The organism is Micromonospora sp. ATLC20, assembly GCF_057196585.1.
Window position 1 is genome coordinate 1 of record NZ_JBXUOV010000161.1, and the last position, 13,293, is coordinate 13,293.

Annotated in this window: 14 protein-coding genes and 1 riboswitch; of the genes, 7 read left to right on the forward strand and 7 right to left on the reverse strand. The window is 74.0% G+C overall.

Features of this window, described 5'->3' with window-relative positions; all coding sequences use genetic code 11:
• The 3 genes from AC2CHG_RS24965 to AC2CHG_RS24975 form a co-directional block, all read left to right on the forward strand.
• Nucleotides 1–162, forward strand: a 162-nt coding sequence (locus AC2CHG_RS24965) for an alpha-hydroxy-acid oxidizing protein (RefSeq protein WP_484525702.1), incomplete at its 5' end; no start/stop codon positions are given.
• 1 nt (nt 163) lies between these two features.
• Nucleotides 164–1,507 (forward strand): aminotransferase-like domain-containing protein, encoded by a 1,344-nt coding sequence (locus AC2CHG_RS24970; protein WP_357211112.1) that lies wholly within the window; start codon nt 164–166, stop codon nt 1,505–1,507.
• Between the two features lie 28 nt (nt 1,508–1,535).
• Nucleotides 1,536–1,787, forward strand: a complete 252-nt coding sequence (locus AC2CHG_RS24975) for a hypothetical protein (RefSeq protein ID WP_013286617.1) — start codon at nt 1,536–1,538, stop codon at nt 1,785–1,787.
• A gap of 64 nt (nt 1,788–1,851) precedes the next feature.
• Here the strand turns inward: AC2CHG_RS24975 and AC2CHG_RS24980 are convergent, their stop codons facing one another.
• From AC2CHG_RS24980 to AC2CHG_RS25000, 5 genes are all read right to left on the reverse strand, one after another.
• Nucleotides 1,852–3,288 carry a glycine hydroxymethyltransferase gene (locus tag AC2CHG_RS24980; RefSeq protein ID WP_357211110.1) on the reverse strand — a complete coding sequence of 479 codons (1,437 nt, stop codon included), beginning with the start codon at nt 3,286–3,288 and terminating at the stop codon, nt 1,852–1,854.
• A gap of 18 nt (nt 3,289–3,306) precedes the next feature.
• Nucleotides 3,307–3,396, reverse strand: a riboswitch (ZMP/ZTP riboswitch).
• Between the two features lie 121 nt (nt 3,397–3,517).
• Nucleotides 3,518–4,018 carry a hemerythrin domain-containing protein gene (locus tag AC2CHG_RS24985; RefSeq protein ID WP_262011723.1) on the reverse strand — a complete coding sequence of 167 codons (501 nt, stop codon included), beginning with the start codon at nt 4,016–4,018 and terminating at the stop codon, nt 3,518–3,520.
• 106 nt (nt 4,019–4,124) lie between these two features.
• Nucleotides 4,125–5,609, reverse strand: coding sequence for a S8 family peptidase (locus AC2CHG_RS24990; RefSeq protein WP_355507825.1), 1,485 nt, complete (start codon nt 5,607–5,609; stop codon nt 4,125–4,127).
• Between the two features lie 148 nt (nt 5,610–5,757).
• On the reverse strand, nt 5,758–6,621 hold the full coding sequence (locus AC2CHG_RS24995) for an NAD(P)H-hydrate dehydratase (protein ID WP_262011721.1): 864 nt from the start codon (nt 6,619–6,621) through the stop codon (nt 5,758–5,760).
• Nucleotides 6,605–7,336 (reverse strand): histidine phosphatase family protein, encoded by a 732-nt coding sequence (locus tag AC2CHG_RS25000; protein ID WP_262011720.1) that lies wholly within the window; start codon nt 7,334–7,336, stop codon nt 6,605–6,607. The genes AC2CHG_RS24995 and AC2CHG_RS25000 overlap by 17 nt, the downstream gene beginning before the upstream one ends.
• Before the next feature lie 135 nt (nt 7,337–7,471).
• On the opposite strand from AC2CHG_RS25000, the gene AC2CHG_RS25005 reads away from it, so the two are divergent.
• A complete protein-coding gene (locus tag AC2CHG_RS25005) occupies nt 7,472–7,801 on the forward strand; it encodes a hypothetical protein (RefSeq protein WP_135240406.1) in 330 nt (109 codons plus the stop codon).
• A 26-nt stretch (nt 7,802–7,827) separates the two neighbouring features.
• On the opposite strand, the gene AC2CHG_RS25010 is transcribed toward AC2CHG_RS25005, so the two are convergent.
• Together AC2CHG_RS25010 and AC2CHG_RS25015 are read right to left on the reverse strand one after the other, a co-directional pair.
• Nucleotides 7,828–8,496, reverse strand: coding sequence for a response regulator (locus AC2CHG_RS25010; RefSeq protein WP_262011718.1), 669 nt, complete (start codon nt 8,494–8,496; stop codon nt 7,828–7,830).
• The gene (locus AC2CHG_RS25015) at nt 8,493–9,746 is read right to left on the reverse strand and encodes a sensor histidine kinase (RefSeq protein ID WP_262011717.1); all 1,254 of its coding nucleotides are present in this window, start codon (nt 9,744–9,746) and stop codon (nt 8,493–8,495) included. The genes AC2CHG_RS25010 and AC2CHG_RS25015 overlap by 4 nt, the downstream gene beginning before the upstream one ends.
• A gap of 194 nt (nt 9,747–9,940) precedes the next feature.
• On the opposite strand from AC2CHG_RS25015, the gene AC2CHG_RS25020 reads away from it, so the two are divergent.
• The 3 genes from AC2CHG_RS25020 to AC2CHG_RS25030 all read left to right on the forward strand — a co-directional run.
• Nucleotides 9,941–10,615, forward strand: a complete 675-nt coding sequence (locus AC2CHG_RS25020) for an ABC transporter ATP-binding protein (protein ID WP_463839519.1) — start codon at nt 9,941–9,943, stop codon at nt 10,613–10,615.
• The gene (locus AC2CHG_RS25025) at nt 10,612–12,909 is read left to right on the forward strand and encodes an FtsX-like permease family protein (protein ID WP_262011715.1); all 2,298 of its coding nucleotides are present in this window, start codon (nt 10,612–10,614) and stop codon (nt 12,907–12,909) included. The genes AC2CHG_RS25020 and AC2CHG_RS25025 overlap by 4 nt, the downstream gene beginning before the upstream one ends.
• Before the next feature lie 75 nt (nt 12,910–12,984).
• On the forward strand, nt 12,985–13,293 hold a 309-nt coding region (locus AC2CHG_RS25030; protein WP_484525701.1), incomplete at its 3' end, for a WGR domain-containing protein.

Consider the following 13,293-nt stretch of genomic DNA (forward strand, 5'->3'; position numbering starts at 1 on the left):
CTGCTGGGCCGGCCGCTGCTCTGGGCGCTCGCGGCGGGCGGCCGGGCCGGCGCCGAGGCGGCACTGGCGCTGCTCGCGGCGGAACTGCGTGACGCCCTCATCCTCAGCGGCTGCCCCGACCCGGCCTCGGCCCGGCGGCTGCGTACCCGGATCGGAGGCTGACGTGGAACCCGTCGACCTGGCCGTCTCGGCGCTGCACGGCAGCGTCGGCGACCCGGCGCTGAACTCGATGAACTTCCTCAACGAGGTGGCGCAGCACTACCCGGACGCGGTGTCGCTGGCGGCCGGGCGGCCGTACGAGGAGTTCTTCGACTCCGCGGTGCTGCACACGCACCTGGACCGCTTCCGCCGGTATCTGGCCGAGGACGTCGGGCTGGACCGGGCCGGCGTGGACCGGACCCTGTTGCAGTACGGGCGCACCAAGGGGATCGTGCACCACCTGATCGCCCGGCACCTCGCCGTGGACGAGGGGCTCACCGTCGACCCGGAGTCGATGGTGGTGACGGTCGGCTGCCAGGAGGCGATGTTCCTGGTGCTGCGCGCGCTGCGGACCGGCCCGGCCGACGTGCTGTTCGCTGTCGCGCCCACGTACGTCGGGCTCACCGGCGCGGCCCGCCTGGTCGACCTGCCGGTGCGCCCGGTGGCCGGCGGACCGGACGGCGTCGACCTGGCCGACCTGCGCGCCGGGGTGCGCCGGGCCCGCGCCGAGGGGCTGCGGCCCCGGGGCTGCTACGTGATGCCCGACTTCGCCAACCCGTCCGGCGTCAGCATGGACACCGCGCAGCGGCGGCGGCTGCTGGAACTGGCCGCCGAGGAGGACCTGCTGCTGATCGAGGACAACCCGTACGGCCTGTTCCCCGCCGACGGCACCGAGCGGCGGCCCACCCTCAAGGCGCTTGACACCGCGCGCCGGGTGGTCTACCTCGGCTCGTTCGCCAAGACCGTCCTGCCAGGCGCCCGGGTCGGCTACGTGGTCGCCGATCAGCGGGTGGGGGAGGCGGACGGCACCGTGGTTCCGTTCGCCGACCACCTCGCGAAGATCAAGAGCATGGTCACGGTGAACACGTCGCCGATCAGCCAGGCGGTGATCGGCGGCGCGCTGCTGGCGCACGACTGCTCGCTGGTGGCCGCGAACACCAGGGAGCGGGCCGCGTACGCCCGTAACCTGCGCCACCTCGCCGACGGCCTGGCCCGGCGCTTCCCGGCCGGCGGGCCGGTCACCTGGACGGTGCCGGCGGGCGGGTTCTTCGTGGTGGTGAGCGTGCCGTTCGCTGTCGACGACGCGCTGCTGCACCGTTCGGCGCGCGAGTACGGCGTGCTCTGGACGCCGATGGCGCACTTCTACGACGCGGGCACACCGGTGAACGCGCTGCGGCTGTCGGTGAGCGCCGTCACACCGGAGTCGATCGATGTGGGCCTGGACCGGCTGGCCGCGCTGGTCACGGACGCCATGACCGGTGGTGCGATACCGGAGTGTCAGGGTTCCGGCACCGTGCGTGTTTCCTGACGCCGTTTCGTCTGTTGATAATGGACGAATGGTTGCCTGGGAGTACGCGTTGCTCGTTCGTCGGTATCAGGGTCAGGGTCGCAATTTCCACGTCTCGTTCGTGTGGTACGGCCCGGACGGGTCACGCACCGACGTGACCGCGTACGGCGACACCGCGATCGCGCACCTCAACCGGGTCGGCCGGGAGGGCTGGGAACTGGTCTCCGCCGCCGAGGACGTGAACAACGTGCAGGGCAGCACCGAGGTCCACCGCTACCACCTGAAGCGCCCGCTGCGCTGACCCGTTCACACCGGCGCCCCGGGAGACTCGTTCTCCCGGGGCGCCGCCGTCATATCAGGTCAGGTCAGGTCAGGTCCACGGCGGGGTAGAGCGGGAACGGCGTGAGCAGGTCGGCGGCCTGCTTGCCGACGGACTCGGCGACGGCCGGGTCCAGCACGTACTTCGCCTTCGACGGGGCGCCGTCCGGGCCGGTGCCGGGCGTGGTCTGGCTGAGCACGGTGTGGATCAGCTCGGCGGTGGCGTCCATCTCGGCTGCGCCGAGGCCGCGGGTGGTGAGCGCCGGGGTGCCGATGCGGATGCCGGAGGTGTACCACGCGCCGTTCGGGTCCTGCGGCACCGAGTTGCGGTTGGTGACGATGCCCGAGTCCAGCAGCGCCTGCTCGGCCTGCCGGCCGGTCAGGCCGTACCCGGACACGTCGATGAGCACCAGGTGGTTGTCGGTGCCGCCGGTGACAAGCGTCGCGCCCCGGCGCAGCAGCCCGTCGGCGAGCGCCTGCGCGTTGTCCACGATCCGCTGGGCGTAGTCGGCGAATTCGGGGCGGCGCGCCTCGGCCAGCGCGACCGCCTTGGCGGCCATCACGTGCGGCAGCGGCCCGCCGAGCACCATCGGGCAGCCCCGGTCGACCTGGTCGGCCAGCTCCGGCCCGCAGAGCACCATGCCGCCGCGCGGGCCGCGCAGCGACTTGTGCGTGGTGGTGGTGACGATGTGCGCGTGCGGCACCGGGTCGAAGTCGCCGGTGAACACCTTGCCGGCGACCAGCCCGGCGAAGTGGGCCATGTCGACCATGAAGGTGGCGCCGACCGAGTCGGCGATCTCCCGCATGATCCGGAAGTTGACCTTCCGCGGGTACGCGGAGTAACCGGCGACCAGGATCAGCGGCTTGAACTCGCGGGCCGCCTCGGCCACCCGGTCGTAGTCGATCAGGCCGGTGGCCGGGTCGGTGCCGTAGCTGCGCTGGTCGAACATCTTGCCGGAGATGTTCGGCCGGAAACCGTGGGTGAGGTGCCCGCCGGCGTCAAGCGACATGCCCAGCATCCGCTGGTTGCCCAGCTCACGGCGCAGCGCGAACCAGTCCGCCTCGGTCAGGTCGTTCACCTGCCGCGCCTGCGCCTTGCGCAGCGCGGGGGACTCGACCCGGTCGGCCAGGATCGCCCAGAACGCGACCAGGTTGGCGTCGATGCCCGAGTGCGGCTGCACGTACGCGTGGGACGCGCCGAACAGCTCCCGGGCGTGCTCGGCGGCGAGCGCCTCGACGGTGTCGACGTTCTGGCAGCCGGCGTAGAACCGGCGCCCGACCGTGCCCTCGGCGTACTTGTCGCTGAACCAGTTGCCCATCGCCAGCAGCGTCGCCGGGGACGCGTAGTTCTCGCTGGCGATGAGCTTGAGCGACTCGCGCTGGTCGGCCAGTTCCGCGGCGATGGCGTCGGCCACGCGCGGCTCGACGCCGCGGACGACCTCCAGCGCGCTGCGGAAGGCGGTGGACTCGGCGTTGCGCGACATGCGACCTCCAGGTGACGTGCGGAAGGCCCAGGCGCTCGGCATGCGTCCTCATGACGAGGCCGCTCCCCGATGGTGCTCCATCTCCACGCGCCAGTCACGGCCCGTGCCGATCCTACCGGCCCGGCCGGGACCTGCGAGGTTGGGCCGCCCGTCCCGGCGACTGAACCCCGCGACGCGAACGGGACCGCCCCGAGGGAGGGGCGGTCCCGCTCGCGTCGCGGTGCCGGTGTCAGGCGACCACGGCATCGAGGGACTTCTTCAGCGCCTTCGGGGCGGTCGGCGTCTTCGGCGCCTTGGGGCGCAGGTCGAGCATCCGCTGGCCGATCTCCTGGAGCTGGTTACGGCCGAGCGCCTCGCGGACCTTCGGGAACCACTCCTGCTCCTCCTCCTCGATGTGGTGCAGCACGTTCTCGATCAGCACCGTCGTCTTGGCGTTGTACCGCTCGTCGCCGGCGTCCATCGTGAACAGCTCGAAGCAGAGCACGTCCGCGACGTGGTGCTCCTCGTACGACTCCAGGACGTCGTCCTCGACGTCGGGCACCAGCTCGCGGACCTCCGGGTACATCACCTCGTTCTCGAGGTAGGTGTGCACCGTGAGGGCTTCGAGGATCTGCCCGACGATCTTCCCGCGCTTGCTCGCCGGTCCCTCCTCGGCCTCCTGAAAGGCCTTGAACAGGCGGCGGATCTCCTTGTGGTCCTCCTTGAGCAGGACGATCGCATCGGTGGACACCGGTTACCTCCTAGGTCGGCTGACGGTGCCCCCCTACCCGGCGCCCCACCAGGACAAACAGACCGGGCCCGGCGTGATCGCCGGGCCCGGTCCACGCGGATGCCGGTTACTTCACCGCGTTGTACGCGTCCACGACGCCGGCGCCGTAGAACCCGTTGCGGTTCCCGCCGGAGCAGGTCGCGTCGTACGCGTTCGGGCCCGCCGGGATCAGCGGAACCGGGTTGTAGACGCCCGACGGGCAGGACTTCGCGATCGCCGTGCGCTCCAGGAACGAGGACAGCTGGCCCGGGGTCATGCCCGGGTGCGCGGACAGCGCCAGCGCCGCGACGCCGGTGGCGTGCGGGCTGGACATCGAGGTGCCCTGCTTGTAGCCCCACCCGTTGGTGCGGGTGGCGGTGTTGAAGGTGGTGGACAGGATGCCGTCGGCGGACGTCGAGCGGGCGCCCTGGGTCCGGAACCGGGTGTCGCCGCCCGGCGCGGTCACGTCGATCACGCCCTGGCCGTACGAGGAGTAGTAGCTCTTCTCCCCGGTCGGGCCGACGGCCGCGACGGTCACCACGCCCGGCGCCTCGGCCGGCAGGTCGAGGCAGGCGTTGGTGAGGTTCTCGCGCTCCTCCGGCGTGCCGTTGTTCGGGCTGCCGGTGTCGGTGATCTTGTGGGCCAGGTCGTAGTTCGAGTTACCTGCCGACGCGACGTGCAGCACGCCCTGGGACTGCGAGTAGCGCAGGGCCCGCTGCACGGCCTTCCACACCGGGCGCTGACGCGCGTCGTTGCGGCAGTTCAGCTCCCACGGGTCGATGTAGTAGCTGTTGTTGGTCAGCTGCATGCCGTGCTCGGCGGCCCACATGAACCCGCAGACGGCCGCCTCCGGGAAGATGTAGCCGTCGTCGTTAACCACCTTGACGGCGGCGACCTTCACGCCCGGCGCGACACCGGTGACACCGACGCCGTTGACGGCGGCGGCGATGGTGCCGGCCACGTGGGTGCCGTGGTCGCTGGTGGTGGGGTTCCACGCGGTCTCGGCGGTGTTCGGTACGCCGCCCACACAGGAGGCGCTCTTGTCCTTGGCGATCTGGGTCGCCAGGTCCGGGTGGCTGCTGGAGATGCCGCTGTCCAGCACACCCACCACGACCGACGGGCTGCCGCCGGTCACGGCGTGCGCCTGCGGGACGCGGATCTGGGGCATGTCCCACTGCAGGTTGTAGAGCGGCTCGGCGGTCGGGTCGCCGGTGGCCGCGGCGACGGCGGCGGCCGGCACCTCGACCGTCTCGCCCTCGTCCAGGGCGGTGCCCAGGCCGGCGGTGGAGGCGACCGACTCGACGCCGGCGCCCGCCACCCGGGTGGCGAAGTCCGGGGCGGACGAGCGCACGACGAGCACACCGATCTTGTCGTACGCGGCCACCACGGTGCCGTCGGCGGCCGCCACGCGGGCGGCGGCCTTGGCGGTGCTGTTGCCCTGCGGGGCGAGCACGATGTAAGAGGTTTCCGGTCCGACGGCCGCGGCCGGTGCCGTGGCGCCGACGAGGGCGAGCCCGGCGCCGAGCGTCACTGCCGACGCCGCGGCGAGTGTCTTGCGACGGAGGTTGTTCACACAGACTCCCAGGGGTTCGTGCGGGTGGACCGCACCCCTGAGCGGGCTGCGGTCCGGGCGGAGGCACGGCGAAGTACCGGCCTCGCCCGGACCAGCGCCACCGCCTCCCGGCGTGTTACACGTGCCGCAAGCCCGGTGAAGTGGATCGTCAGACGGTGGCGATCGTGTAGGGGATCTCGTCGAGCAGTTCCCGGGCGAGGAAGCCGATCCGCCCGTACCGGGGGACCAGCCGCTGCCCGCTCACCGCGTGCGCGAACGCCGCCCAGCAGGCCGCCTGCGCCGGGTCGGCGCCCCGGGAGAGCAGACCCGCGAGCAGCCCGGCCCGCACGTCGCCGCTGCCCGAGGTGCCCAGCCCGGCGTCCCCGCTCTCCTCCCGCCAGGCCCGGCCGTCCGGCGTCGCGATGTGCCCGTACAGCGAGACGACCGCGTCGTACCGGCCGGCCAGTTCCACCGCCTCGGCGTCCAGGTCGTCGCCCGGATCGCGGCCCAGCAGGTGCCGCGCCTCGGTCAGGTTGGGGGTGAGCACCGCCTTGCGGCCGGACCCGGCCAGCAGCTCCGGCGCGTGGCTGAGCGCGCCGAGCGCGTACGCGTCGAGCACCAGCGCGGTCTCCCGGCCGGCCGCGTCCAGGACCAGGCGCAGCAGCTCCCCGGTGGCCTCGATGTCCGTCAGGCCGGGTCCGACCGCCACCACGTCGGCCTCCGTGACCAGGCCGCGGAGCAGGTCGCCCGGGTCGCCGCGGACCGCGCCGTCGCCGGTCTCCGGCAGGCCGATCACGAGCGCCTCGGGCACCTGGATGCTCAGCGACGCCGCAGTCGACTCGGCCGCGGCGAGCTGGAGCACTCCGGCGCCGGCCCGCAGCGCTGCCACCCCGGCCAGCAGCACCGCGCCGGGGGTGAACCGGGAGCCGCCGACCACCAGCACGGTGCCGCGCGCCTCCTTGCCGCCGGTGGGCACCGGCAGCGCCCAGTCCCGCAGCAGCGCGGGGGTGATCACGTCAGACCGGCTCGGCATTGACCTCGTCCTCCCTGGTGGGCTTCGCTCCCTGCCGGTGCAGGTGGGCGACGTCGTTGAACACCTCCGGCACGAGCCGGCCGGCGTCGTCGGCGTGCCAGGCGGTGACCGAGCAGTTGGCGATCACGTGCTCGCGGGTCAGCGCCATCAGCTCCGCCTCGGTGAGCCCCTCCACCAGGTAGCGCAGCAGGAAGACCAGCGCGTCGTGGCCGAACAGCAGCACCCGGCCCCCCTCTTGGTCGCGGCGCAGGTCGCCGAGCAGCGCCCGCAGCCGCAGCGCCACGTCGGTCCAGGACTCGCCGCCGGGCGGGCGGTAGTAGAACTTGCCGAGCCGGGTACGCCGCTGCGCCTCCTCCGGGTAGCGCCGGGTCACGCCGTGGCCGGTGAGCCCGTCGAGGACGCCCAGCTCCCGGTCGCGCAGCCGCTCGTCGACGCTCGCCGGGATCCCGGTGCCGCCGAGCGCCAGCTCGGCCGTGCGCACCGCCCGCAGGTACGGCGACACCACCGCCACGTCCGGCCGCCTCGGCTCCGGCAGCCCGGCCAGCCAGCGGGCGGTCGCCCGCGCCTGCTCCTCGCCGGTCGGCGACAGCGGCACGTCCGCGTCCCGGTGGGTGAGGTCGATCAGCTCGGCGCCGGACGTCTCGGCCGCCGTGGCCGCCACGTTCGCCGTGCTCTCGCCGTGCCGGACGATCCAGAGCGATCCCAACTCCGCCATGCGGCACCCGGTACCCGGGCTCGACCGGGGATAACCGTGCCGGACCGGCCCGACGCGGGACTGCGCCGTAGTGCATCGACCCGGCACAATGTCCCACGACGCGGGACGGACGGCCCGAGTTCGAGGGAGGCGCACATGGCGACTGTGGTGCGGGGTCTGCGGGAGGCTCTGGTGCTCTTCCTGATCGCCGCCGTGGTGATCGCGGCGGCGGTCGGCATCTGGGTGGCGGTCGGCGGCGGCGACTTCACGCACCGGCTGGGCGTGGCGTTCATGATCGTCGGCGCCGTGATCGGGATGACCGGCGACCTCACGCTGAGCCGCATCGGCATGCTGCCGGCCCGTTCGACCTTCGGTCTGGCGCCCGAGCGGGAGGACGGCGGCGGCGGGCGGGTGCTCACCGGCGTCGGCATCTTCCTGTTCGTCTCGGTGCCGCTGATCGTCGTCGGTGCGCTGCTGATCACCTGAGCTCGTGACGGCCGTCGCCGGACCGGTCAGTCCTCCGGCGAACCGGGACTCACGAGGCCCGTCTCGTAGGCGACCACCACCGCCTGGACCCGGTCGCGCAGACGGAGCTTGGCGAGGATGCGGGCGACGTGGGTCTTCACCGTCGCCTCGGACAGGTGCAGCGCCTCCGCCAGTTCGGCGTTGCTCAGGCCGCCGGCCAGCAGGCGCAGGACCTCCGTCTCGCGACGGGTCAGCGTGGCCAGGTCGCGGTGCACCGCCGCCGTCTCCGGGTCGCGGCGGGCGAAGCGCCGCACCAGCCGGCGGGTGATGGCCGGTGCGAGCAGCGCGTCACCGTCCTGCACCATGCGTACGGCCGCGACCAGGTGTTCCGGCGTCACGTCCTTGAGCAGGAAGCCGCTCGCCCCGGCGGCGAGCGCGGCGTAGACGTACTGGTCCAGGTCGAACGTGGTGAGGATGATGATCCGGGGCGCCGCGACGGCCCCGGTGAGGATGCGGCGGGTGGCCTCGAGACCGTCGAGCTCGGGCATGCGCACGTCCATGAGCACCACGTCGGGCCTGGTGCGGCGGACCGCGTCCACCGCCTCCGCGCCCGTCGCCGCCTCGGCCACCACGTCCACCCCACCGGCCGTGAGGATCATGCGGAATCCGGTACGGACCAGTGCCTGGTCGTCGGCGACCACCACCCGTACCGTCATGTCGCCTCCCACGGGATCAGCGCCTCGACGTGGTAACCGGCGCCCGGCCGGGCGCCGGCGCGCAACGTCCCACCGTAGACGGCGAGGCGCTCCCGCAACCCGATCAGGCCGCGCCCGCCCGAGCCCACTATGGCGGCCGGGACGCCGGGCTCGGTGTTGCCGACCTCGATCCGCAGGCTCTCCGGCGCGTACTCGACGACGACGGTGCCCGCGGCGCCGGGTGCGTGCCGGACCATGTTCGTCAACGCCTCCTGCACCACCCGGTAGGCGGTCAGCCCGACACCGGAGGTGACCGGCCGGCGCTCGCCGGAGATGGTCAGCCGTACCGGCACGCCGGCGTCACGCACGCGTTCGATCAGCTCGGGCAGGCCCTCGATCCCGGGCTGCGGGTCCTCCGGGTCGTCCGGTTCGGAATCCGCCAGCAGGCCCATGACGTGCCGCAGCTCGGTGAGCGCGGACCGGCCGGTCGACTCGACGGCGAGCAGCGCCTCCCGCGCCTGATCCGGAGCGGCGGCGAGCACCGTCCGGGCGGCGCCGGCCTGGATGACCATCACGCTGACGTGGTGCGTCACGACGTCGTGCAGTTCCCGGGCGATGCGGGCCCGTTCACCGGCGACCGCGTCGCGCAGCGCCTGCTCGTGGGCGCGGGCCTCGGCGGTGAGCCGCCGCCGGTCCTCACCTGCTCGTCGCCGCCACACGTGATGGCCGCCCGCGGCGGCCACCAGCGGGGCCAGCACGACGAACGGCAGGTTGGCCGCGGGCACCGTGACCGGCATCAGCTCCCGCAGGCCCAGGGCGAGCAGCGCCACCGCCGGGACCGATGCCAGCGCCGGCAGCCGGTACGGGCTGTGCGCCGCCGCGCTGTAGACGGCGACGAGGCAGGTCAGCACCACGCACGGGTACAGGGCCGGTTGCCGGTCCCCGTCGGTCACCAGCACCAGTGACGCGGCGCCCATGGTCGCCCAGAGCACCGCGAGCGGATACCGGCGGCGCAGCACCAGCGGCGCGCACATGACGAAGACCAGCAGCAGCGCCCCGAGCGTCGACCCGGGCTGTGCCGGCTGCGCCTCCGGCGGGACCGCCAACGGGGGCAGCGGCAGCGGCGGCGGCAACGGCGGGGGCGGGACGCCGACGTCGTCGGTGGCGGCCTGGAAGCACACCAGCCCGAGCACACCCGCCAGCGCCGCGTCGAGCAGCAGCGCCCGCCAGCCCGGCCTCGGCAGCGGCCCGGTCGCCACGATGCCTCTCACGCGTCCATTCTCGCCGCCGGTGCCCGGCCGGGGCATCGGCCCCGGTGTGCAGTGCGACTACATCGCAGGGATGACCCCGGGCGAAGATCCACCTCCGGCGGTACGGCGATGCGTCGCGGGACCGATGCCCGGCCTCCGGATCCGCCCCTAACGTCACGGCGTCCAGTCGACGGCCTGACCGCAAGGGGCGACACATGACCGATCCGGTGATCGACGTACGCGGGGTGACCCGCCGCTACGGCGAGGGGCCGCCCGCGCTGCACGACGTGTCGCTGACCGTCCGGCCCGGCGAGTGCGTGGCGGTACTCGGCCCCTCCGGCAGCGGGAAGTCCACACTGCTCAACCTGCTCGCCGCGCTCGACCGGCCGGACGCCGGCACGGTGACCGTCGCGGGCACCCGGCTGGAGAAGCTCGGCGAGGCCGCGTCGGCCCGGTTCCGGCGCGCACACGTGGGCCTGGTCTTCCAGTTCTTCAACCTGCTCGACGACCTGACCGTGCTGGACAACGTCCTGCTGCCCGCCCAACTCGCCGGCGCACCGGCCCGCGCGTCGCGTGAACACGCGGCCTCCCTGCTGGACTCGCTCGGCATCGCCCGGCACGCGCACGCGTACCCGGGACGTCTCTCCGGGGGTGAGCGCCAGCGCGTCGCCGTCGCCCGCGCCCTGGTCAACCGGCCCGCGCTCCTGCTGGCCGACGAGCCGACCGGCGCGCTGGACACCGCCTCCGGTGAGGACGTCCGGCGCCTGCTCGACGACCTGCACCGCAGCGGCCAGACCATCGTGCTCGTCACCCACGACCTGCGGCTGGCCGAGGCGTCCGCCGGCCGGACGATCCGCCTGCGCGACGGCCGGGTCGAGGTGCGACGGTGAGCGGGCTGCGCCGGGTCGTCCGGTCCGGCGTACGGCGCCGCCGCGTGCAGACAATAGTCGTCGGCCTGGTCACCGCCGCCGCCGTGACCGCCACGGTGCTCGGCGCCGGGCTGCTCGTCGCGTCGCAGGCACCCTTCGACGACGCGTTCACCACCCAGCGGGGAGCGCACCTGACCGTGCGGGCGGACTCCGGTGCGGTGACGGAACCGCAGCTCGCCGCGTCGGCCTCGGCGCCGGGCGTGGTGGCCGCCGCCGGTCCGTACCGGGTGCTCGTGGTCGCCTTCACGGAGGGCGGCGGGATGCGGACGCCGCCGCTGACAGTCGTCGCCCGCACCGATCCCGGCGGTCCCGTCGACCGGATCGAGCTGGCCGGCGGGCGGTGGCCGGCCGGGCCGGACGAGATCGTGCTCAGCGGCGGCGCCGTCCGCCTGCCGCCCGGCTCCCGCCTGACCACGCCGAGCGGCGCCGAGTTCACGGTGGTCGGTACGGCCCGGTCGATCAGCGACACCGCCGGCGCCTGGGTGCTGCCGTCGGCCGTCGGCGTACTCGACGGGCCGGACACGGCGGACGGGTACCAGATGCTCTACCGGTTCGCGGACGCGCGCACGGCGACCGAGGTCGGCACCGGACGGGACGCCGTGGTCGCGGCGCTGCCCGCCGGCGCGGTCACCGGCGCCCGATCCTGGCTCGACGTGCGGCAGCAGGCAGTCGAGGACGCGGCCGTCTTCGTGCCGTTCCTCGTCGCGTTCGCGCTGCTCGGCATCGTGATGGCGCTGCTGGTGGTCGGCACCGTGGTCGCCGGGACGGTCGGCGCCGCCACCCGCCGGATCGGCATCCTCAAGGCGCTCGGCTGCACCCCCGCGGGCATCGTCCGCGCCTTCGTCGCGCAGACGCTGGTCCCGGCCGCCGTGGGTGCGGCCGCCGGAACGGTCACCGGGAACCTGATCGCGCTGCCCGTACTGGCCGAGACCGAGCAGGTCTACGGCTCGGCGAACACCACCATCGCCTGGTGGGTGACGGTCCTGGCCACCGGCGGGGTGCTGGCGGTGGTGACGCTGACCGCGTGGACGGCCGCGCTGAGGGCGGGCCGGCTGCGTACCGTGGACGCCATCGCGGTCGGACGGGCGTCCGGTCCGGCGCGGGGCCGGTGGGCGTCGCGCCTGGCGGCGCGGCTGCCGGTGGCCAGGCCGGTGGGCCTCGGCCTGGCCCGCCCGTTCGCCCGGCCGGCACGCACTGTCGCGATCCTGCTGGCGGTCGCGACGGGCGCGGCGGCCGTGACGTTCGCGACCGGGCTCGCCGCGTCGCTGCTGCGCATCCAGACCGCGCTCACCCAGGACGTCGCTGACGTCACGGTGAACGGCGACCCGGACGCCGGACCGGCCGCCGCTCCCACCGCCGATCCGGCCGCGGTGCTGGCGGCGATCGACGCCCAGCCGGGCACCCGCGCCAGGTACGGCCTCACGCAGGCGCCGGGCGCCGTCGCGGGCGTCGCCGACCCGGTCTCCGTCACGACGATCACCGGCGACGCGGCGTGGGACGGCTTCGAGATGGTGTCCGGACGCTGGTTCACCGCTCCCGGCGAGGCCGTCGTCGGCGGACCCCTGCTGACCGCGACCGGAACCCGGATCGGTGACACCGTGACGGTCCGGATCGAGGGCGAGCCGGTACGCCTGCGCATCGTCGGCGAGGTGTTCGAGTCCGCCATGGCGGTGTTCACCGGTACCGCCACGCCCACCGGCCGGAACCCGTCCGAGTACCGGATCGCGCTCGCCCCGGACACCGACGCCGGCACCTACGCGCAGGCGCTGACCGGCGCACTCGCCGGCCGGGGCCTCACCGCGCGGCCGAGCGGCGCGGAGACCGACCCGCTCCTGCTGGTCGTGGAGGGGCTGACCGCCACGCTGACCCTGCTGCTGCTCGCGGTGGCCGCGCTGGGTGTGCTCAACATGCTCGTCCTCGACCTGCGCGACCGGGTGCACGATCTCGGTGTGCACAAGGCGCTCGGCATGACGCCGGGCCAGACGATCGCGATGGTGGTCGCCTCGGTCGCCGCCGTCGGTCTGGTCGGCGGGCTGCTCGGCGTACCGGCGGGTGTGGCGATGCAACGGCTCGTCGTCCCGGCGATGGCCGCCAGCGGCGGACTGCACCTGCCGGAGCGCCTGCTCGACGTGTACGGGCCGGTCCTCCTGGCGGCGCTGGCGCTGGGCGGGCCGCTGACAGCACTGCTCGGAGCGCTGCTGCCGGCCGGGTTGGCGGCCCGGACCCGGACCGCGACGGCACTGCGGAGCGAGTAGCGCGCCCGGCGGCGTCGCTGGTGTCGGTGGGGCCGGTTATGGTCCCCGCACACTGCGGGCGATCAAGGAGACGGTGTGCGCAGATTCGAGTTCGTGGGTGGCGGTTCGGCCAAGTTCTGGGAGGTCGGGCAGAGCGACGCGACGGTGACGGTCCGCTATGGATCGATCGGCGCGCAGGGCCGCACCCAGGTCAAGGAACTGGGTTCGCCGGCCGAGGCCGCCGCGCACGCCGACCGGCTGATCGCGGAGAAACTGCGCAAGGGGTACGCCGAGACGACAGTCGCGCCGTCCGCCGGGCACACCGCAGCGCCCGCCGCCGGGCCGGCCGCGCCGAGCCACGACCCGGAAGCGGCCGGCGCCGATCCGGCCGGTAGCGCCCCGGCC

Coding starts and splice junctions, on each gene's coding strand:
- AC2CHG_RS25000 (WP_262011720.1), bottom strand. CDS start 7,336: ATGGCGGAGTTGGGATCGCTCTGGATCGTCCGGCACGGCGAGAGCACG.
- AC2CHG_RS25005 (WP_135240406.1), top strand. CDS start 7,472: ATGGCGACTGTGGTGCGGGGTCTGCGGGAGGCTCTGGTGCTCTTCCTG.
- AC2CHG_RS24980 (WP_357211110.1), bottom strand. CDS start 3,288: ATGTCGCGCAACGCCGAGTCCACCGCCTTCCGCAGCGCGCTGGAGGTC.
- AC2CHG_RS25010 (WP_262011718.1), bottom strand. CDS start 8,496: ATGACGGTACGGGTGGTGGTCGCCGACGACCAGGCACTGGTCCGTACC.
- AC2CHG_RS24975 (WP_013286617.1), top strand. CDS start 1,536: ATGGTTGCCTGGGAGTACGCGTTGCTCGTTCGTCGGTATCAGGGTCAG.
- AC2CHG_RS25020 (WP_463839519.1), top strand. CDS start 9,941: ATGACCGATCCGGTGATCGACGTACGCGGGGTGACCCGCCGCTACGGC.
- AC2CHG_RS24995 (WP_262011721.1), bottom strand. CDS start 6,621: ATGCCGAGCCGGTCTGACGTGATCACCCCCGCGCTGCTGCGGGACTGG.